The sequence below is a fragment of the Pantoea sp. y20 genome (assembly GCF_054903455.1).
The window spans coordinates 595,160-612,934 of record NZ_CM142816.1 but is presented as its reverse complement, the minus strand read 5'-3'; the positions used below and the strand labels follow the sequence as shown (position 1 = coordinate 612,934).

Below are 17,775 nucleotides of genomic sequence, written 5' to 3'. Positions count from 1 at the left end.
TGCCGCGTTAGGATACGCGGCGGAAAGGCCTTAGTGTCATTCAGGTCATTTCATTGCGCCATGTGGAAATCGCCTAAACTTGATCCGGCGCGGAAATTTACCTCCCGGAAGAATTGCCGGCTGGCTTGCTTTTTGCGACATGGCTACCAGGCTTGTTGGGTTAGAAGTGCAACGAACATAAGGTTCGTGATCAACAAGGAGGAAAAAAGATGAGCAAGAAAATAGCGGTACTGATTACCGATGAATTTGAAGACTCAGAGTTTACCTCACCGGCGGAGGCTTACACTCAGGCGGGCCATGAAGTGGTTACCATCGAGTTTAAGGCCGGCAACATCGTTAAAGGGAAGCAGGGTAAAGCTGAGGTCAACATCGACAAGGCTATTGATGATGTGAATGCAGCCGAGTTCGATGCGCTGCTGCTGCCCGGCGGACACTCGCCCGATGCCCTGCGCGGTGACGATCGTTTCGTCAACTTCACCAGGGAGTTTGTCGCCAGCGGCAAGCCGGTGTTTGCCATTTGCCATGGCCCGCAGCTGCTGATCAGCGCGAACGGCGTGCGCGGCCGCAAAATGACCAGCGTAAAAGCCATCGCCATCGATCTGCGTAATGCCGGTGCGGATTTTTACGATAAAGAAGTGGTGGTGGATGATGACAAGTTAGTTACCAGCCGCACGCCTGAAGACCTGCCCGCGTTTAATCGCGAGTCGCTGCGGATTTTGAACGCGGCCTGATAGTTTTTCCTGCATTGGGGTCGCCGTGAATGGCGGCCCTAAGGCCGGGTCCAGATAATCTTTTTGCCAAAGCCCAGCGCATTGTCGGTCATCTTCACTTCGTCGAGCACGATTTCCCACAATGGTGCGGTGACCTTCTTTGCCACTGGAAAACGCTTCTGATAGGCGTGACGCGCAATAACTTCCCTGTCTCCGCTTAGCAGCTGAATCACGCCGCGATACTGCACGCCTTTAATCAGCAGCACACTTTTGGGCTGGCCATTCACCGTGCCCGCCACGCGCGGATTTGACTGGATTAATGCGCCATGGCGCGTGTCCGGTTCAGTCATCAGCCAGAACGCCATGTTCGCGGCATCAAATACATAAAAGCAGTTGGCACACCACAGATCGTCGCCGTGGCTGGCAGATAACGACAGCACGTGCTGTTTTTTTAAGTAGCGAATCAGATGAGCATGGTCGGACAAAATTGGACTCCGTGCGGCGAATAGCGATGCGGCCTGAAGCGCGCTACACTGCCTGCCAGCTAATTTTCGGGATAAGTATGATGGAACAAGGCTGGCAGCTTTATCTGCTACAAACCGCCGCAGGGATGCTATATACCGGCATCACCACCGATGTTAATCGTCGGCTGCAACAGCATCAGCAGGGACGCGGCGCGCGTTCGCTACGTGGCAAGGGCCCGCTGACGCTGGTGTTTCACTGCGATGCGGGCGATCGGGCGGCGGCGTCACGCCTGGAATATCAGGTGAAGCAGCTGAGCCGCGCGCAAAAGCTGCTGCTGGTTGCACAGCAGCCGCCCTGCTTAGTGGCTTGGTTTAGTCGAAACGGTTAAACGGCAGCGCGAATTCGATCAGCCCTTCTGCGCCGACAAACGCATCGTCGGCCAGTTTGTAAACCTGAAAGGCCGCTTCACTGCCTAACCAGCGACAGTGCAAACCATGACGTGCCGCCGGTTCAAAGCCGAGTGGATTGTAGAACTCAGGATCGCCCAGCACCACCACGGCGCTGTAGCTGAACTCATTCAGTGAATCCAATCCTTCATACACCAGCCGTTTAGCAAGGCCCTGTTTGCGCACCGATTCATCCACGGCGAGCGGCGCCAACGCGACCCAGTTGCGGTCTTCTCCCTGCAGGGTCACCGGACTGAAAGCGGCATAACCCAGCACCTGACCTTCATCATCCGTGGCAACTACACCGAGAGTCAGTAAGCCATCTTCGCGCAGTTGCTGTATCAGTTCCGCTTCGGCAGCGGTAGCAAAACTGCGCTTTAACAGGCTATCGATGCCTGCTGCATCAACGCCAATTTCAGTACGAATCAACATGAGATCCCCGCGCGCGCCTCAGCGGCCTTCGCGTCCTGTTTCATTCCTGTCTCAATAAAAGCAGCGAGCTGCTGCAATCCCGTGCGTAATGGCGTGGGCATGGCATCCAGTTCAATGGCATCCATCAGGTTTTTCACCTCAAGTCCCAGCTCAGTGTCACCTTCAATCACCAGACGGCGTTGAAAGAACAACATATCGGGATCCGCTTTGCGTGCTGCCACCAGCAACAGATCGTTGGCTTCACCGCGAAACCAGACATCAGCCTCGGTGTCGCGCGAAACGGTCAGGCGCCCTGCTTGCAGGGTGGTGATCCAGCGCAGATTCACATCGGCAACCTCAATCCCCAGATAACGCCCTTCCAGAAAGTCTAACTCACCTTCAGACAAAGCATGACGAAATTGCCAGTTTAGGAGTTGTTGCAGAATAGCTTTTTTTAGCGGGAAAGGGGTAATGGAAACAGGTAAAGCAAGGAATTCTGGCCCTTTTTTAACAATCAGACCGCGTAAGCGCGCAAACATCATCGTCATTCCCTTCAGAAAATTTCATCTATTTTGCCACATCTGACCGGCTTCGCCTCCACTGAGATCAAGGAAATCGCCGCCTGGCTGGACGAAAAACCTTCACTCCCGATCATCAATGCCGCTTTCACTGCCTTAAATCAACATTGCTGTCGGGTCAGTTATTTACACTCTTCGGCTTCAGAATCCGGGGAGGAAAATGTATGGAACTGCTGTGTCCGGCGGGGAATTTGCCTGCGCTGAAATCGGCGGTGGAGCATGGTGCTGACGCGGTGTATGTCGGCCTGAAAGACGATACCAATGCCCGCCACTTTGCTGGCCTCAATTTTACCGATAAGAAACTGGCTGAAGCCGCACGCTATCTGCATCAGCATCGGCGCAAACTGCATGTGGCAATCAACACCTTCGCCCATCCTGATGGCATCAATCGCTGGCAAAGCGCGATTGATGTTGCCGCTCAGAACGGCGCGGATGCGTTGATTCTGGCCGATATTGCCACGCTGGAGTACGCGGCAAAACACTATCCGCAGGTTGAGCGTCACCTTTCGGTACAGGCCTCCGCCACCAATCTGCAGGCCATCCATTTTTACCATCGTCATTTTCAACTCAGCCGCGTGGTGCTGCCGCGCGTGCTGTCGATGCATCAGGTCAAACAGCTGGCGCGTGAAACGCCGGTACCGCTGGAAGTGTTCGCTTTCGGTAGCCTGTGCATTATGGCTGAAGGCCGCTGCTACCTCTCTTCCTGGCTGACCGGCGAGTCGCCTAACAGCGCGGGAGCCTGCTCGCCGGCGAAATTTGTGCGTTGGCAGCAGACGCCAAAAGGCATGGAATCGCGCCTGAATGAGGTGCTGATTGACCGTTACGCACCCGACGAGAGCGCTGGCTATCCCACCTTGTGCAAAGGCCGTTACGAAGTGGATAACCAGCTCTATCACGTACTGGAGGAGCCCACCAGCCTGAACACCTTGTCGCTGCTGCCTGAACTGCTGCGCGCCAACATTGCCTCGGTGAAAATTGAAGGACGTCAGCGCAGCCCGGCCTATGTGGCGCAGGTAGCGAAAGTGTGGCGTCAGGCCATTGATCGCTGCATGGCATCGCCGGAACAGTATGCCGTGCAGGAACCCTGGATGCAGGCGTTGGGCGAGTTATCAGAAGGCAGCCAAACCACGCTCGGTGCTTATCACCGTGACTGGCAATAAGGAGATCGCATGAAATACGCCATCGGGCCGGTGCTGTGGTACTGGCCAACTGCAACGCTGGAAACCTTTTATCAACGCGCCGCCGAGAGCAGCGCGGAGATCATTTATCTCGGCGAAGCCGTCTGCAGTAAAAGACGCGCTACCTCGTTCCATCAATGGATGGACATCGCGCGCATGCTGGCGCTTCAGGGCAAGCAAGTGGTGCTGAGTACGTTGGCACTGCTGCAGTCGCCATCGGAAGTCAAAGAGCTGCGCCGCTATGTCGAGAACGGAGAGTTCCTGCTGGAAGCCAATGATATCGGCACCGTGAACATGGCGGCGGAGCGCAAATTGCCGTTTGTCGCCGGCCCAACGCTGAATGTGTATAACGCGCAGACGCTGCAACTGTTGCTGAAAGAAGGCATGACGCGCTGGTGCATTCCGGTGGAGATGTCCCGCGACTGGCTGATTCAACTGCTGCAACAGTGCGATGCGGCGGGTGTGCGCGAACAATTTGAGGTGGAAGTGCTTGGCTATGGTCATCTGCCGCTGGCGCTGTCAGCACGCTGCTTTACCGCACGCGCCGAGAATCGTGGCAAAGATGATTGCCAAACCTGCTGCATCAATTACCCAACCGGCCGTCGCGTGCTCTCGCAGGAAGGCCAGCAGGTGTTTGTGCTCAACGGCATTCAGACCATGAGCGGCTATTGCTACAACCTCGGCAATGACCTGAGCGGCATGCATAACTGGATCGACATTGTGCGTTTGTCGCCCCAGGGCGAAAGTACGCTCGCCGAAGTGGATCGCTTCCGCGCCAACGAAGGCGGTCAGGCACCGCTAATGATGGCGCGCGGCAGTGATTGTAATGGTTATTGGCGTCGCCTGGCGGGAATGGCACTGGAAGGCGGCAGGTAAAGGCACATTCCGGCTATATTCCTGCTGTTATTAGCAGTTTTAATATAGGTAACGATGAGTAATACTCACAAGCGCAGGTCCGACTAAACACCTGCGCCATCCCTATTTGGAGTGCCCATGTCTGAGAAAAAAACTGTTCGCCTGTCCGTGTTGGATCTGGCCCCTATTCCACAAGGTTCCACTGCACGCGACGCGTTCCATAATTCGCTGGCACTGGCCCGTCAGTCCGAAGCATTGGGCTTTCACCGCTACTGGCTGGCGGAACACCATAATATGACGGGGATTGCCAGCGCCGCGACGTCAGTGCTGATTGGCTATTTAGCGGCCAATACCGAAACGCTGCGCCTCGGTTCAGGCGGCATTATGCTGCCCAATCACGCGCCGCTGGTGATCGCCGAACAGTTTGGTACCCTCGAGTCACTCTATCCTGGGCGCATCGATTTGGGACTGGGCCGCGCGCCGGGTTCCGACCAACGCACCATGCTGGCGTTGCGTCGTCATCTTTCCAGCGGCCAGGCAGATAGTTTTCCGGAAGATGTCTCTGAACTGATTCGCTGGTTTGACGCCGAAGAGGGAGAACATCCACCAGTACAACCGGTTCCAGGTTTAGGATTGAAAATTCCGGTGTGGCTGCTCGGTTCCAGCCTGTACAGCGCGCAACTGGCCGCTCAGCTGGGTTTGCCGTTTGCATTTGCCTCGCATTTCGCGCCGGATCTGCTGTTCCAGGCGCTGCATCTCTATCGTGAGAAATTCAAACCTTCCACACGTCTGGCGAAGCCGTATGCGATGGTGTGCGTCAACGTCGTCGCAGCCGATAGCGAACGTGACGCCCGCTTCCTGTTCACCTCGATGCAGCAGCAGTTTATTAACCTGCGTCGCGGCAAACCGGGTCCGCTACCTGCGCCGGTGGAGAACATGGATAATCTGTGGTCGCCGTCCGAGCAATATGGCGTGCAGCAGGCACTCAGCATGTCGATTGTCGGCGATAGCGATAAAGTCCGCAGCGGCCTCGCCGCGCTGATGCGTGAAACCCAGGCGGACGAGATTATGGTTAACGGCCAGATTTACGATTCGCAGGCGCGTCTGCGCTCCTTCGCGCTGGCAATGGAAGCAGCGCGCACGCTGTAAACCTCATTGCGGTGGGTTTAACCACTCTGGGCCCACCGCAATGGTTCGCACGTCTCGCGCCGGTGACTGACCGTGAAAACGGCTGTATTCGCGACTGAACTGCGAAGCACTTTGATAACCCACCCGATAACCCGCCGTGCCGGCATCCAGCTTCTCAATCAACATCAAACGCCGCGCCTCGTTGAGCCGCAGCTGCTTTTGATACTGCATCGGCGTCATCGCCGTTACCGCTTTAAAGTGATGATGCAGCGACGAAATACTCATCCCTACGCTGCTCGCCAGAAAATCCATTTTCAACGGCTGATGAAAGTTTTCGCGTAGCCAACGCGCGGCGCGCGCCACTTTGTTGCCTGGCCGTTCCGTCAACGCCATGTTGAGAATGCGCGGCCCTTCGGGTCCAGTCAGCAAACGATAGAAAATCTCCTGCTCAATCAACGGTGCCAGCGCAGCAATGTCCTGCGGGTGATCCAGCAACTCGACCAAACGCATCACCGCATCCACCAACGGGGGCGCGACTTTATGCACGGCGATACCGCGCTCGCTCACCGCCGTGCTGCCGAGTTGATGGTGCGGAAAGTGTTCCAGATAACGCATCAGACGCGTTTCGTTGATGGTGATGCCCACACCAAGATTCGGTTTCTCTGGCGTTGCCATGACCACGCAGGATTGCACCGGCATATCAAGCGTCACCAACAGTAAATCGCCCGGCCCGTAATGCATCACTTCATCACCCATGCGCAGCGCTTTTTGCCCCTGCGCGATCAGGGCAAAGCTCGCCCAGGTCGCCACATGCGCCAAACTGGTGGGCTGAGAACTGCGGCCGAAAGAGAGAAAATCGATTGGGCAATAGTGACGACCATCCTGCGGTGCGTGGCGAGCAATAATTGTCACCAACTGCTGCCATTGTTCCTGATGAATCATGCGCTCGGTGCTCCGCGGTAAGAAATCACTGATTTAATATTCTCGCTTGTGGTTGGCGCTGCGACTAGTCCTTGAACAGCAGATTTGCAGGATCGTGCAAGAAGCTTGCAGGATTGCGCTACCACCCGATTGTATGGACAGCGCATGCTTTATTTTCCCCGAAATCTCAGGTGGAGAGACACGATGAAAACACTTGAAGGTAAAATTGCGCTGGTGACGGGCGCTTCGAAAGGCATTGGTGCCGCCATCGCCATGACTTTCGCGGCGGCCGGTGCTCGGGTAGTGGTGAATTATCTTCAGGACGAAGTGGGTGCGGCGGATGTGGTGACCGACATTCAGGCGCTGGGTAGCGACGCCATCGCCGTACAGGCTGATATCTCACGCGAGGCCGATGTGCAGCGCTTGTTCGCTAGCAGCATTGAGCAGTTTGGCGCGCCCGATATTGTGGTGAATAACGCCGGCATTTTTCACCACGGTGACTTTGCCGAGCTTAGCCTCAGCGAGATGCAGCAGCAGCTGAATGTGAATCTGCTGGGTACCTTGCTGGTGTGTCAGCAGGCGGCAAAACATTTCCCCGCACGCGGCGGTTCCATCATCAACCTTAGCGCTTTAAATAGCCAACGCAGCACGCCCGGCTCGGTTGGGCAGCAACCAAAGGCGCGATCGATACCTTAACGCAGGGCCTCGCACGCGAGCTTGGGCCACGTAATATTCGCGTCAATGCGTTAGCACCCGGCATTATTTTGACTGAAGGTTTGCTGGCGGCGAAGAAGATGCACCCGGAGTTGAAAGCACAGCTGATAGCGGCAACGCCGCTCGGACGCTTTGGCTTGCCGGAAGATGTGGCGCAGGTGGCGCTGTTTCTGGCGTCAGAAGAGTCAGCTTACGTTAGCGGTGAACGCGTGCTGATTGCTGGTGGCGTGTAAAATTTACTTTCCACAGGCATAAAAAAAGGGACGCATTAGCGTCCCTTTTTACTTTTCGCGTTTATCGCTTATGCGTCACGACGACGTGGTGCAGCAGCGCCTTCTGGACGCGGGCCACGACCACCTTCACGGCTGAAGCGTCCGCCTTCACGGCCACCTTCACGACGTTCGGAGAAGCGACGTGGAGCGCCTTCGCCACGTGGAGCACCATCACCGCGCGGTGCGCCATTGCCACGACGTTCGCCGCCAGCAGATGGACGACGTTCGCTACGCTCGTGCACTGGCGCATCACCCATCAGCTGCATATTCATCGGTTTGTTCAGAATACGCGTACGAGTGAAGTGCTGCAGCACTTCGCCCGGCATGCCTTTCGGCAGTTCGATGGTTGAGTGAGTACCAAACAGCTTGATGTTACCGATGTAACGGCTGCTGATGTCACCTTCGTTAGCGATCGCGCCAACGATGTGACGAACTTCAACACCATCATCACGGCCCACTTCAATGCGGTACAGCTGCATTTCGCCAACGTCACGACGTTCACGACGTGGACGATCACCATCACGGCTGTCACGGCTTTCGCGTGGACCACGAGAATCACGTGAATCGCGACGCTCACCACGGTCAGGACGATCGCTGAACTCGCGACGCGCTGGACGCGGTGCTTCTGGTGGCAGAATCAGTGGACGTTCGCCCTGAGCCATTTTCAGCAGTGCTGCGGCCAGCGTTTCGATATCCAGATCTTCGCCCGGCTGCATTTTGCTCAGCAGTGCGCGGTACTGGTCCAGATCGCTGCTTTCCAGCTGCTGCTGTACTTTAGCCGCGAACTTAGCCAGACGACGCTCACCCAGCAGTTCTGCGTTCGGCAGCTCAACTTCTGGAATAGTCAGCTTCATGGTGCGTTCGATGTTGCGCAGCAGACGACGCTCGCGGTTCTCGACGAACAGCAACGCACGACCTGCACGACCAGCACGGCCGGTACGGCCGATACGGTGAACGTAAGACTCTGCATCCATTGGGATATCAAAGTTTACGACCAGACTGATACGCTCAACGTCCAGACCACGTGCTGCAACGTCGGTTGCGATCAGGATGTCGAGACGACCATCTTTCAAACGCTCCAGCGTCTGCTCACGCAGTGCCTGGTTCATGTCGCCGTTCAGTGCTGCGCTGTTATAACCGCTGCGCTCCAGCGCTTCGGCCACTTCCAGCGTGGCATTTTTGGTACGCACGAAGATGATGGCTGCATCGAAATCTTCCGCTTCCAGGAAACGAACCAGCGCATCAGTTTTACGGCCGTAAGCGGTCCAGTAAGACTGAGAAATGTCCGGGCGCGTAGTCAGGCTTGACTGGATGCGCACTTCCTGTGGATCTTTCATGAAGCGCTTGGTAATACGACGAATCGCTTCTGGCATGGTGGCTGAGAACAGCGCGGTCTGATGACCGTCTGGAATCTGCGCCATGATGGTTTCAACGTCTTCGATGAAGCCCATACGCAGCATTTCATCCGCTTCGTCCAGCACCAGACCGCGCAGGTTAGACAGATCTAACGTGCCACGCTTCAGGTGATCCAGCAGACGACCAGGGGTACCGACAACAACTTGTGGTCCCTGACGCAGTGCGCGCAGCTGTACGTCATAACGTTGGCCGCCGTACAGGGCTACCACGTTAATGCCACGCATGTGTTTAGAGAATTCTGTGACGGCTTCAGCAACCTGTACCGCCAATTCGCGGGTAGGTGCCAGCACCAAAATTTGCGGTGCTTTAACAGTAGGATCAATGTTGTTTAGCAGCGGCAGTGAGAATGCCGCAGTTTTACCACTACCGGTCTGCGCCATACCCAACACGTCACGGCCAGCCAGCAGGTGAGGAATACACTCAGCCTGGATTGGAGAAGGCTTTACGTAGCCCATACCGTTCAGTGATTCGAGGATGTCGGCGTTCAGGCCAAGGTCAGCAAAAGTGGTTTGAATATCAGTCATGTAGTACACGTGCCTCTTAGATTGCGGCGGCCAGTCTACATAACTCGTCGTGAAAACTTTCAGTCATTTTCATCAAAAAGTGTGAACCGGCTCAAATTAGAAGTTTTGACGAACAGAAAAGCCCTCATCTCTGAAGATGATGACTTTACAGGTATTCAGGCAATAAAAGTTCGTCAGCTATTGCTGGTCAGATTCTGATAAATCGTCTTGTGTCTGGCCGAGTTGCGCCAGTTCCAACAATGCGTATCGGTGCTCAACAAAGTTATTAACGTTGTTGGCCACCGCCAGTTTGAACAACGCTTTCGCGTCGTCCTTCTCCCCCAGACTTAGGTAATACTTACCTAAATAGAAGTTGGTTTCACTGAGATGTTCAGCGAGCGAGGTGTTATCCGTTGCGTCCGCCTTGAGACGTTCCATCAGCGTTTTTTCACTGATGTCGCCAAGGTAGAACTCGACAATATTCCATCCCCATTGATCGCGAACCGCTTTGTCATGACGCTGTCTCAGCGTAACTTTTGCCTTGTCGGCATCCATATCGCTTTCAACGAGATAGAGCCAAAGGCTGCGGAATGGATCGTTAGGATCGTCTTGATAAAACGCCAGCAGATCATCTTGCGCTAACTTGTATCGACCGCCGTAATAGAGGGCGATACCACGGTTTAAATGCGCATAGTTGTAAGTTGGATCAAGCTCAAGTACAGAATCAAACGCTTCATAGGCAGCATCAAAGTTACCTGCCTGCGTTAAGTATATACCGAGATAGTTGAATACCTCAGGCATATCTGGTCTTATAGACAGCGCTTGCGAAAAATCGTTCCGCGCTAATGCCCTCAGACCCAAACTATCATACAACACTCCGCGCTCATATAATAGCTGTGCGCGTTCATCATCGGTCAGGGCACGACTGGCAAGAATTTGTTCCATTCGCGCCAGGATCACCTCTTGCTGCAGTGTGGGCTGCAAAGGTACTGCCAGAACTTCGTTCTTACGCCAATTGGAGTTGCTGCATCCTGCCAGCGTGATAGCTGTCGCAACAAAACACCAGCGCAAAAAAGGCTTCATTTCCCACTCCCGAATACAAACATTGGGACAACCATCCTGTCATCCTCCTGCTGTGCACAAGGATTCCCGCCCTCGCGATGATCTAAACACCTCTCCCCGCAAAGCAGGGAGAGGTAAATCGGTAAACGCTTACTCGGCGTCAGATGCATCAGATGCAGCGGTAGCAACTTCTTCCGCTGGTTTCTGCTCTGTCGCTTCTTTGATGCTCAGGCGTACACGGCCCTGACGGTCCACTTCCATGACTTTCACTGGAACTTCCTGGCCCATCTGCAGGTAATCGGTCACTTTCTCTACGCGCTTGTCGGCGATCTGAGAGATGTGCACCAAACCTTCTTTACCGCCGCCGATTGCCACGAAGGCACCGAAATCAACGATACGTGTCACTTTACCAGAGTAAACGCGACCAACTTCGATCTCAGCAGTGATCTCTTCGATACGACGAATGGCTTCTTTGGCTTTCAGGCCATCAGTAGCAGCAATCTTCACGGTACCGTCATCTTCGATTTCGATGGTGGTGCCGGTTTCTTCGGTCAGCGCACGGATCACTGAGCCGCCTTTACCGATGACATCTTTGATCTTGTCTGAACTGATTTTGATGGTGTAAATGCGCGGCGCGAACTCAGAAATTTCCTGACGCGGCGTGCTGATTGCCTGTTCCATCACGCTCAGAATGTGCAGACGCGCACCCTTCGCTTGGTTCAGAGCAACCTGCATGATTTCGCGGGTGATGCCTTCAATTTTGATATCCATCTGCAGCGCAGTGATACCATCGCGGCTACCCGCTACTTTAAAGTCCATATCGCCGAGGTGATCTTCGTCACCCAGGATATCAGACAGAACCACAAAGTTGTCGGCTTCTTTAACCAGACCCATCGCAATACCGGCTACGGCTGCTTTGATCGGTACGCCAGCATCCATCAGTGCCAGAGAAGCACCGCACACGGAAGCCATTGAAGAAGAACCGTTAGATTCGGTGATTTCTGAAACCACACGCACGGTGTAGGGGAAATCCGCTTGCTTAGGCATTACTGCCAGCACGCCGCGCTTCGCCAGACGACCGTGACCAATTTCACGACGCTTCGGTGAGCCAACCATACCGGTTTCGCCCACGCAGTATGGAGGGAAGTTGTAGTGGAACAGGAAGCTATCGGTACGCTCGCCCATCAACTCATCCAGATTCTGCGCATCACGTGCGGTACCCAATGTTGCGGTAACCAGCGCCTGCGTTTCACCACGGGTAAACAGTGAAGAACCGTGCGTGCGTGGCAGTACGCCAGTGCGCACATCCAGGCCACGAATCATATCTTTCTCACGGCCATCGATACGCGGTTCGCCACGGATGATGCGGCTACGAACAACGCTCTTCTCGAGATCGTGCACGATGTCAGCGATATCGCCAGCATCCAGCGTTTCATCTTCAGCCTGCAGTGCAGCGATGGTCGCGTCTTTCACTGCGCCAACCTGAGTGTAACGCTCTTGCTTATCAGTGATGCGGTAAGCGTCGCTGATGCCCGCTTCTGCCAGTGCAGTAACGCGTGCGATCAGTGCATCGTTAGTTGGCAGTGGCTGCCAATCCCAACGTGGTTTACCCGCTTCGGCAACCAGCGCGTTGATGTTTTCGATAACGATCTGCTGCTGGTCGTGGCCGTATACCACAGCGCCCAGCATCTGTTCTTCGGTCAGGATGTCAGCTTCTGATTCCACCATCAGCACCGCGTTCTGGGTACCGGCAACAACCAGGTTCAGACGTGATTCGTTGATTTCATCAGCAGTTGGGTTCAGTACGTACTGATCGTTGATATAACCCACGCGCGCTGCGCCGATTGGGCCATTGAACGGCAGGCCTGACAGAGCCAGCGCAGCAGAGGCACCGATCATCGCAACGATGTCTGGGTTAACCTGTGGGTTAACAGAAACAACGGTTGCAATAACCTGCACTTCGTTAATGAAGCCTTCCGGGAACAGCGGACGAACTGGACGGTCAATCAGGCGTGAGATCAGGGTTTCGCCTTCGCTTGGACGGCCTTCACGACGGAAGAAGCTACCCGGGATACGACCAGCAGCGTAAGTACGCTCCTGATAGTTAACCGTCAGCGGGAAGAAATCCTGACCTGGTTTAGTTTTTTTCTGGCCAACAACGGTAACGAATACAGCAGTGTCATCCATGCTCACCATTACTGCAGCGGTAGCCTGGCGCGCCATCATGCCGGTTTCCAGCGTGACGGTATGCTGACCATATTGGAATTTGCGTACGATCGGGTTCAGCAAAATTTAAGTCCTTAAATTCAGAGGCGCAGCCCATTCTGGCGCGCCGGGGATTACCGATCTTCAGTTGCATCCTCGCGACTAATGACAACCTTAACCGCCCATGCGGTAAAGCCTCTCATTAGCCGCGCGAACCTCTGCAAGCAAAGATCACTCTCTGCAACAATACATGAGTTTGGTCCGGATTGCTGCGGATTGCTCGAAAAAAGGGGCCATAAAGGCCCCCTTTTCGCGAAACTCGCACAAATCTGATCGTCAGATGCGTTTTTTTGCATGGTGCATGCGCTACATCCTTGATCAGATTCTTCAGACTTAGCGACGCAGACCCAGGCTTTCGATCAGACCGGTGTAGCGAGCAACGTCTTTACGCTTCAGGTAGTCCAGCAGCTTACGACGCTGAGATACCATGCGCAGCAGACCGCGACGGCTGTGGTGATCTTTCTTGTGCTCAGAGAAGTGACCCTGCAGGTGGTTAATCTGGGCAGTCAGCAGGGCAACCTGAACTTCAGTTGAACCGCTGTCGTTGGTACCACGACCGTATTTAGCAACGATCTCTGCTTTAGCTTCTACGCTTAGAGACATAATAAACTCCGTTAGATAATGAATGTATGGGTGCCGATCTCTAATTCAGCAGCCCGCTTTTAAAGCCGCGCCATTCTACTCCTCGCCTGATAGCAACGCAAATGCGCCGTTAGGTCAAATGCGAGAGGCTTGATTACGCAGGAAATTCTACCACCAGACGACGCGGCGCCACGCGCCCATCGTCGGCAATTTCGGCCATACCAATGAATTTGTGCTCATCACCTTCCGTCACGCGCACCAATCCTTGTTCCGGCGCATCCGCCACCTGAACCGGCATACCTTGTTTGAAATAAGCCGCCACCGTAGGCAGCAAATTCACCATCGGGAACTCTTCTGCCGGACTATCCATCGGCAGCAATAACGCATCGAGCGCACTGTAATCCGGCGTTTCCGCCATGTTGACGGTGGCCGCCACTTCCTGCAGCTGCTCCAGCGTCACCATTCTTTCGATCGGATAACGCGCCACCTGCAGACGACGCAGCATGATAACGTGCGCACCGCAGCCAAGCCGTTCACCGAGATCGTCGATGATAGTGCGGATGTAAGTGCCTTTAGAGACGTGAATCTCCAGCTCCAGTTCATCACCTTCCCAGCGAATAAACTGCAGCTCAAACACTTTGATCGGGCGCGCTTCACGCGGCACGGTTATGCCTTCACGTGCGTACTCGTACAGCTTGCGTCCCTGATACTTCAGCGCGGAGAACATGGTCGGCACCTGCATGGTGTCGCCACGAAAATAGTCCAGCGCTGCATTCAGTGCCGCCTGATCAAAAGTAATTGCACGCGTCTCAACAATATTACCGTCGGCATCAGACGTATCGGTGCGTTCACCCAGGCGAGCAATGACGCGATAACGCTTGTCCGAATCGAGCAGATACTGCGAAAACTTGGTGGCTTCGCCGAGGCAAATCGGCAGCATGCCGGTCGCCAGGGGATCGAGGGCGCCGGTGTGGCCCGCTTTGTTCGCGTTGAACAGACGTTTTACTTTCTGCAGCACATCATTGGAAGATGCGCCTTGGTGCTTATCCAGCAGAAACACACCGTGGACGTCGCGACCGCGACGACGAGGACGACTCATTAGTCCTCCTTGTCATCTTCCGCCGGGCTATCGCCACGACGCTCAACATCGCTCTTAATAACGTTGCTGACCAGGTTCGACATGCGCATACCTTCGATCAGCGAGTTGTCGTAGAAGAAGGTTAGCTCCGGCACGATGCGCAGGCGCATCGCTTTACCTACCAGCGTGCGGATATAGCCAGAGGCTTCTTTCAGCGCCTTCAGGCCGTTTTGCACTGCTTCTTCATCTTTATCATTCAAAAAGGTCACAAACACCTTGGCATAGGCAAGATCGCGCGACACTTCGACGCCCGAAACCGTCACCATCATACCGAGACGTGGATCTTTAATTTCGCGCTGCAGGATAATTGCGATCTCTTTCTGCAACTCCTGAGAAACGCGCTGTTGGCGGCCAAATTCTTTTGCCATTATTCTTTCTCCCAAATAATTCGGGAGGCCAGAGGCCTCCCAAATTGCAACACATCAAATGATGATCAATCGATGGTGCGTTTAATTTCAATCACTTCGAACACTTCGATCATATCGCCAACGCGAACGTCGTTATAGTTCTTCACGCCAATACCACATTCCATGCCGTTACGAACTTCGTTAACGTCATCTTTGAAGCGACGCAGTGATTCCAGTTCGCCTTCATAGATAACCACGTTGTCACGCAGTACACGGATTGGGTTGTGACGTTTGATGATACCTTCAGTGACCATACAGCCCGCGATGGCACCAAACTTCGGTGATTTGAACACGTCACGTACCGCAGCCAGACCGATAATCTGCTGTTTGAACTCTGGAGCCAGCATACCGCTCATCGCAGCTTTCACTTCGTCGATCAGATTATAGATGACGGAGTAATAACGCAGGTCAACGTTTTCAGCGTCAATCACGCGGCGAGCAGATGCATCAGCACGCACGTTGAAGCCGAGAATGATGGCGTTGGATGCTGCAGCCAGCGTGGCGTCGGTTTCGGTGATACCACCCACGCCTGAACCGATAATGCGTACTTTCACTTCGTCGGTAGAGAGTTTCAGCAACGAATCAGAGATGGCTTCAACAGAACCCTGTACGTCAGATTTCAGTACGATGTTCAGCTCAGACACTTCGCCTTCAGTCATGTTGGCGAACATGTTCTCCAACTTAGACTTCTGCTGACGCGCCAGCTTAACTTCGCGGAATTTGCCCTGACGATACAGTGCAACTTCACGCGCTTTCTTCTCATCACGTACTACAGTCGCTTCATCACCCGCAGCCGGCACACCGGACAGACCGAGGATTTCGACTGGAATGGATGGACCCGCTTCCAGTACTTCACGACCCAGTTCGTCACGCATCGCACGTACACGGCCATATTCGAAGCCGCACAGCACGATATCGCCTTTGTTCAGCGTACCTTCACGTACCAGCACGGTAGCAACCGGGCCACGACCTTTGTCGAGGAACGATTCAATCACCACGCCGCTCGCCATACCTTCACGGATAGCAGACAGTTCCAGAACTTCAGCTTGCAGCAGAATCGCATTCAGCAGGTCGTCGATACCGGTACCGGCTTTCGCAGAGACGTTAACGAACATGTTCTCACCGCCCCACTCTTCCGGAAGAATTCCGTATTGGGTCAGTTCGTTCTTAACGCGGTCTGGATCAGCATCTGGCTTATCAATTTTGTTAACCGCAACAACCACTGGCACACCGGCTGCTTTCGCATGCTGGATAGCTTCAACGGTCTGAGGCATCACGCCATCGTCAGCAGCCACAACCAGGATAACGATATCCGTGGCCTGCGCACCACGAGCACGCATTGCGGTAAACGCGGCGTGTCCCGGGGTATCGAGGAAGGTGATCATACCGTTGTCAGTTTCAACGTGGTAAGCACCAATATGCTGGGTAATACCGCCCGCTTCGCCTGATGCCACTTTCGTTGAACGAATGTAGTCAAGCAGCGAGGTTTTACCGTGGTCAACGTGACCCATGATGGTGACGACTGGCGCACGGCTTTCCTGCGCAGCATCGGTGTCACGATCGTCCATTACCGCTTCTTCCAGCTCATTCTCGCGGCGCAGGATCACTTTGTGACCCATCTCTTCCGCAACCATCTGAGCGGTTTCTTGATCGATAACCTGGTTAATGGTCGCCATGGCGCCCATCTTCATCATCGCTTTAACGACCAGAGAACCTTTGATCGCCATTTTGTTAGCCAGTTCAGCAACGGTGATGGTTTCACCGATTACAACATCGCGGTTAACCGCCTGAGCTGGCTTGTTAAAGCCCTGCTGCAGGGTGCTTGGCTTACGATGCTTACCGCCTTTGCCGCCACGCACCTGAGCACGCGCTTCTTCGCGATCGGTTTTAGCTTCAGAGTGCTTGTTGCCTTTCTTAACCGGACGAGCCGCTTTGGTGGTGCGGGCACGTGCACGGCCAGCTTCTACCTGGCGATCGTTCTCGTCTTCTGCCTGGCGGGCGTGAGTAGAGGTAGTGACGTGATAATCGCCTTTATCCTCTTCTTCAGGTTTTGCCCATTCAGCGCCTTTCTCTTCAGCCAGGCGGCGGGCTTCTTCAGCCACGCGGCGCGCATCTTCTTCCAGCTTACGGCGTGCTTCTTCTTCTGCTTTACGTTTCAGTTCGGCAGCTTCTGCTTCACGACGGGCTTTATCAGATTGCGCAGCCTTGGCTACTACATCGGTAGGTTGATTAGTCAATTTCTCTTTTTCCGCTGCTTCACGTTTAGCCTTGTCAGCGGCTTCGCGCTTGGCTTTGTCTTCGGCTTCACGTTGCGCTTTCTGTTCAGCTTCGCGACGGGCTTGTTCTTCCGCCTCGCGACGCGCCTGCTCTTCCGCTTCACGCTGCGCCTCGGCTTCCGCTTCTGCCTGAGCTTGCTCAGACTCTGCATCGCCTTTCACGTATGTGCGCTTTTTGCGGACTTCGATTTGTACCGACTTACTTTTACCCCCGGTGACGGGAATATTCAAGGTGCTGCGCGTCTTGCGCTGCAAAGTCAGCTTGCTTGAACCGGTCTGACCGTGCTCACGATTCAGGTGAGACAGTAAGGTTTCTTTCTCTTGCTGGGATACCGCATCGTTTTCAGACTTACGAATCCCTGCATCAGCAAATTGCTGTACCAGGCGATCGACCGGGGTCTGAATTTCGGCGGCCAGCGATTTTACGGTTACATCTGTCATGCTGTTC

17 protein-coding genes and 1 pseudogene are annotated in these 17,775 nt (G+C 54.5%); 6 read left to right on the top strand and 12 right to left on the bottom strand.

Annotated elements, in window-relative coordinates; genetic code table 11:
• Positions 1–209 precede the first annotated feature (209 nt).
• Positions 210–731, top strand: a complete 522-nt coding sequence (locus ACYAC5_RS02765) for a type 1 glutamine amidotransferase domain-containing protein (RefSeq protein ID WP_101762238.1) — start codon at positions 210–212, stop codon at positions 729–731.
• Positions 732–769: 38 nt separating this feature from the next.
• Here the strand turns inward: ACYAC5_RS02765 and ACYAC5_RS02760 are convergent, their stop codons facing one another.
• On the bottom strand, positions 770–1,195 hold the full coding sequence (locus ACYAC5_RS02760; protein WP_192235854.1) for a YhbP family protein: 426 nt from the start codon (positions 1,193–1,195) through the stop codon (positions 770–772).
• Positions 1,196–1,275: 80 nt separating this feature from the next.
• Between ACYAC5_RS02760 and ACYAC5_RS02755 the strand changes: the two genes are divergently transcribed.
• The gene (locus tag ACYAC5_RS02755; RefSeq protein WP_101762240.1) at positions 1,276–1,563 is read left to right on the top strand and encodes a GIY-YIG nuclease family protein; all 288 of its coding nucleotides are present in this window, start codon (positions 1,276–1,278) and stop codon (positions 1,561–1,563) included.
• Here the strand turns inward: ACYAC5_RS02755 and ACYAC5_RS02750 are convergent.
• Both ACYAC5_RS02750 and ubiT read right to left on the bottom strand, forming a co-directional pair.
• On the bottom strand, positions 1,547–2,053 hold the full coding sequence (locus ACYAC5_RS02750; RefSeq protein WP_101762241.1) for a GNAT family N-acetyltransferase: 507 nt from the start codon (positions 2,051–2,053) through the stop codon (positions 1,547–1,549). The two genes, ACYAC5_RS02755 and ACYAC5_RS02750, sit on opposite strands and share 17 nt — an antisense overlap.
• The gene (gene ubiT, locus ACYAC5_RS02745) at positions 2,047–2,571 is read right to left on the bottom strand and encodes a ubiquinone anaerobic biosynthesis accessory factor UbiT (RefSeq protein WP_192412755.1); all 525 of its coding nucleotides are present in this window, start codon (positions 2,569–2,571) and stop codon (positions 2,047–2,049) included. Before ubiT ends, ACYAC5_RS02750 begins: the two co-directional genes overlap by 7 nt.
• A 203-nt stretch (positions 2,572–2,774) precedes the next feature.
• Here ubiT and ubiU point away from each other — a divergent pair, with 203 nt between their 5' ends.
• The 3 genes from ubiU (at position 2,775) to ACYAC5_RS02730 (ending at position 5,792) form a co-directional block, all read left to right on the top strand.
• Positions 2,775–3,770, top strand: a complete 996-nt coding sequence (gene ubiU / locus ACYAC5_RS02740) for a ubiquinone anaerobic biosynthesis protein UbiU (protein ID WP_137385068.1) — start codon at positions 2,775–2,777, stop codon at positions 3,768–3,770.
• A 9-nt stretch (positions 3,771–3,779) separates the two neighbouring features.
• Positions 3,780–4,664 carry a U32 family peptidase gene (locus ACYAC5_RS02735; RefSeq protein WP_192412489.1) on the top strand — a complete coding sequence of 295 codons (885 nt, stop codon included), beginning with the start codon at positions 3,780–3,782 and terminating at the stop codon, positions 4,662–4,664.
• 117 nt (positions 4,665–4,781) lie between these two features.
• Positions 4,782–5,792, top strand: coding sequence for a luciferase-like monooxygenase (locus tag ACYAC5_RS02730; protein WP_192412491.1), 1,011 nt, complete (start codon positions 4,782–4,784; stop codon positions 5,790–5,792).
• Between the two features lie 3 nt (positions 5,793–5,795).
• On the opposite strand, the gene ACYAC5_RS02725 is transcribed toward ACYAC5_RS02730, so the two are convergent.
• Positions 5,796–6,713 (bottom strand): AraC family transcriptional regulator, encoded by a 918-nt coding sequence (locus ACYAC5_RS02725; RefSeq protein ID WP_192412493.1) that lies wholly within the window; start codon positions 6,711–6,713, stop codon positions 5,796–5,798.
• 183 nt (positions 6,714–6,896) lie between these two features.
• Here ACYAC5_RS02725 and ACYAC5_RS02720 point away from each other — a divergent pair.
• A pseudogene (locus tag ACYAC5_RS02720) lies at positions 6,897–7,639 on the top strand (SDR family NAD(P)-dependent oxidoreductase).
• 68 nt (positions 7,640–7,707) lie between these two features.
• Here the strand turns inward: ACYAC5_RS02720 and ACYAC5_RS02715 are convergent.
• The 8 genes from ACYAC5_RS02715 to infB all read right to left on the bottom strand — a co-directional run bounded on the left by ACYAC5_RS02715 (position 7,708) and on the right by infB (position 17,768).
• The gene (locus ACYAC5_RS02715; RefSeq protein ID WP_137385063.1) at positions 7,708–9,618 is read right to left on the bottom strand and encodes a DEAD/DEAH family ATP-dependent RNA helicase; all 1,911 of its coding nucleotides are present in this window, start codon (positions 9,616–9,618) and stop codon (positions 7,708–7,710) included.
• 16 nt (positions 9,619–9,634) lie between these two features.
• Positions 9,635–9,691: a protein YrbN gene (gene yrbN, locus ACYAC5_RS02710; protein WP_098053093.1), complete on the bottom strand. Its 57-nt coding sequence runs from the start codon at positions 9,689–9,691 to the stop codon at positions 9,635–9,637.
• Between the two features lie 104 nt (positions 9,692–9,795).
• Positions 9,796–10,680: a lipoprotein NlpI gene (nlpI, locus tag ACYAC5_RS02705; protein ID WP_008104288.1), complete on the bottom strand. Its 885-nt coding sequence runs from the start codon at positions 10,678–10,680 to the stop codon at positions 9,796–9,798.
• Between the two features lie 129 nt (positions 10,681–10,809).
• The gene (pnp, locus tag ACYAC5_RS02700; protein WP_101762248.1) at positions 10,810–12,948 is read right to left on the bottom strand and encodes a polyribonucleotide nucleotidyltransferase; all 2,139 of its coding nucleotides are present in this window, start codon (positions 12,946–12,948) and stop codon (positions 10,810–10,812) included.
• Positions 12,949–13,257: 309 nt separating this feature from the next.
• The gene (rpsO, locus tag ACYAC5_RS02695) at positions 13,258–13,527 is read right to left on the bottom strand and encodes a 30S ribosomal protein S15 (protein WP_036620269.1); all 270 of its coding nucleotides are present in this window, start codon (positions 13,525–13,527) and stop codon (positions 13,258–13,260) included.
• A 133-nt stretch (positions 13,528–13,660) separates the two neighbouring features.
• Positions 13,661–14,605 carry a tRNA pseudouridine(55) synthase TruB gene (gene truB / locus ACYAC5_RS02690; RefSeq protein ID WP_277974450.1) on the bottom strand — a complete coding sequence of 315 codons (945 nt, stop codon included), beginning with the start codon at positions 14,603–14,605 and terminating at the stop codon, positions 13,661–13,663.
• A complete protein-coding gene (gene rbfA / locus ACYAC5_RS02685; RefSeq protein ID WP_101762250.1) occupies positions 14,605–15,012 on the bottom strand; it encodes a 30S ribosome-binding factor RbfA in 408 nt (135 codons plus the stop codon). Before rbfA ends, truB begins: the two co-directional genes overlap by 1 nt.
• 65 nt (positions 15,013–15,077) lie before the next feature.
• Positions 15,078–17,768, bottom strand: a complete 2,691-nt coding sequence (gene infB, locus ACYAC5_RS02680) for a translation initiation factor IF-2 (RefSeq protein ID WP_064737725.1) — start codon at positions 17,766–17,768, stop codon at positions 15,078–15,080.
• Positions 17,769–17,775 lie beyond the last annotated feature (7 nt).

What these genes read in the sequence shown, in the direction of transcription:
- ubiT (WP_192412755.1), bottom strand. Translation starts at nt 2,571, where the DNA reads ATGTTTGCGCGCTTACGCGGTCTGATTGTTAAAAAAGGGCCAGAATTC.
- ACYAC5_RS02755 (WP_101762240.1), top strand. Translation starts at nt 1,276, where the DNA reads ATGGAACAAGGCTGGCAGCTTTATCTGCTACAAACCGCCGCAGGGATG.
- truB (WP_277974450.1), bottom strand. Translation starts at nt 14,605, where the DNA reads ATGAGTCGTCCTCGTCGTCGCGGTCGCGACGTCCACGGTGTGTTTCTG.
- ubiU (WP_137385068.1), top strand. Translation starts at nt 2,775, where the DNA reads ATGGAACTGCTGTGTCCGGCGGGGAATTTGCCTGCGCTGAAATCGGCG.
- infB (WP_064737725.1), bottom strand. Translation starts at nt 17,768, where the DNA reads ATGACAGATGTAACCGTAAAATCGCTGGCCGCCGAAATTCAGACCCCG.
- ACYAC5_RS02715 (WP_137385063.1), bottom strand. Translation starts at nt 9,618, where the DNA reads ATGACTGATATTCAAACCACTTTTGCTGACCTTGGCCTGAACGCCGAC.
- ACYAC5_RS02765 (WP_101762238.1), top strand. Translation starts at nt 210, where the DNA reads ATGAGCAAGAAAATAGCGGTACTGATTACCGATGAATTTGAAGACTCA.
- ACYAC5_RS02750 (WP_101762241.1), bottom strand. Translation starts at nt 2,053, where the DNA reads ATGTTGATTCGTACTGAAATTGGCGTTGATGCAGCAGGCATCGATAGC.
- rpsO (WP_036620269.1), bottom strand. Translation starts at nt 13,527, where the DNA reads ATGTCTCTAAGCGTAGAAGCTAAAGCAGAGATCGTTGCTAAATACGGT.
- ACYAC5_RS02725 (WP_192412493.1), bottom strand. Translation starts at nt 6,713, where the DNA reads ATGATTCATCAGGAACAATGGCAGCAGTTGGTGACAATTATTGCTCGC.
- ACYAC5_RS02735 (WP_192412489.1), top strand. Translation starts at nt 3,780, where the DNA reads ATGAAATACGCCATCGGGCCGGTGCTGTGGTACTGGCCAACTGCAACG.
- rbfA (WP_101762250.1), bottom strand. Translation starts at nt 15,012, where the DNA reads ATGGCAAAAGAATTTGGCCGCCAACAGCGCGTTTCTCAGGAGTTGCAG.
- ACYAC5_RS02730 (WP_192412491.1), top strand. Translation starts at nt 4,782, where the DNA reads ATGTCTGAGAAAAAAACTGTTCGCCTGTCCGTGTTGGATCTGGCCCCT.
- nlpI (WP_008104288.1), bottom strand. Translation starts at nt 10,680, where the DNA reads ATGAAGCCTTTTTTGCGCTGGTGTTTTGTTGCGACAGCTATCACGCTG.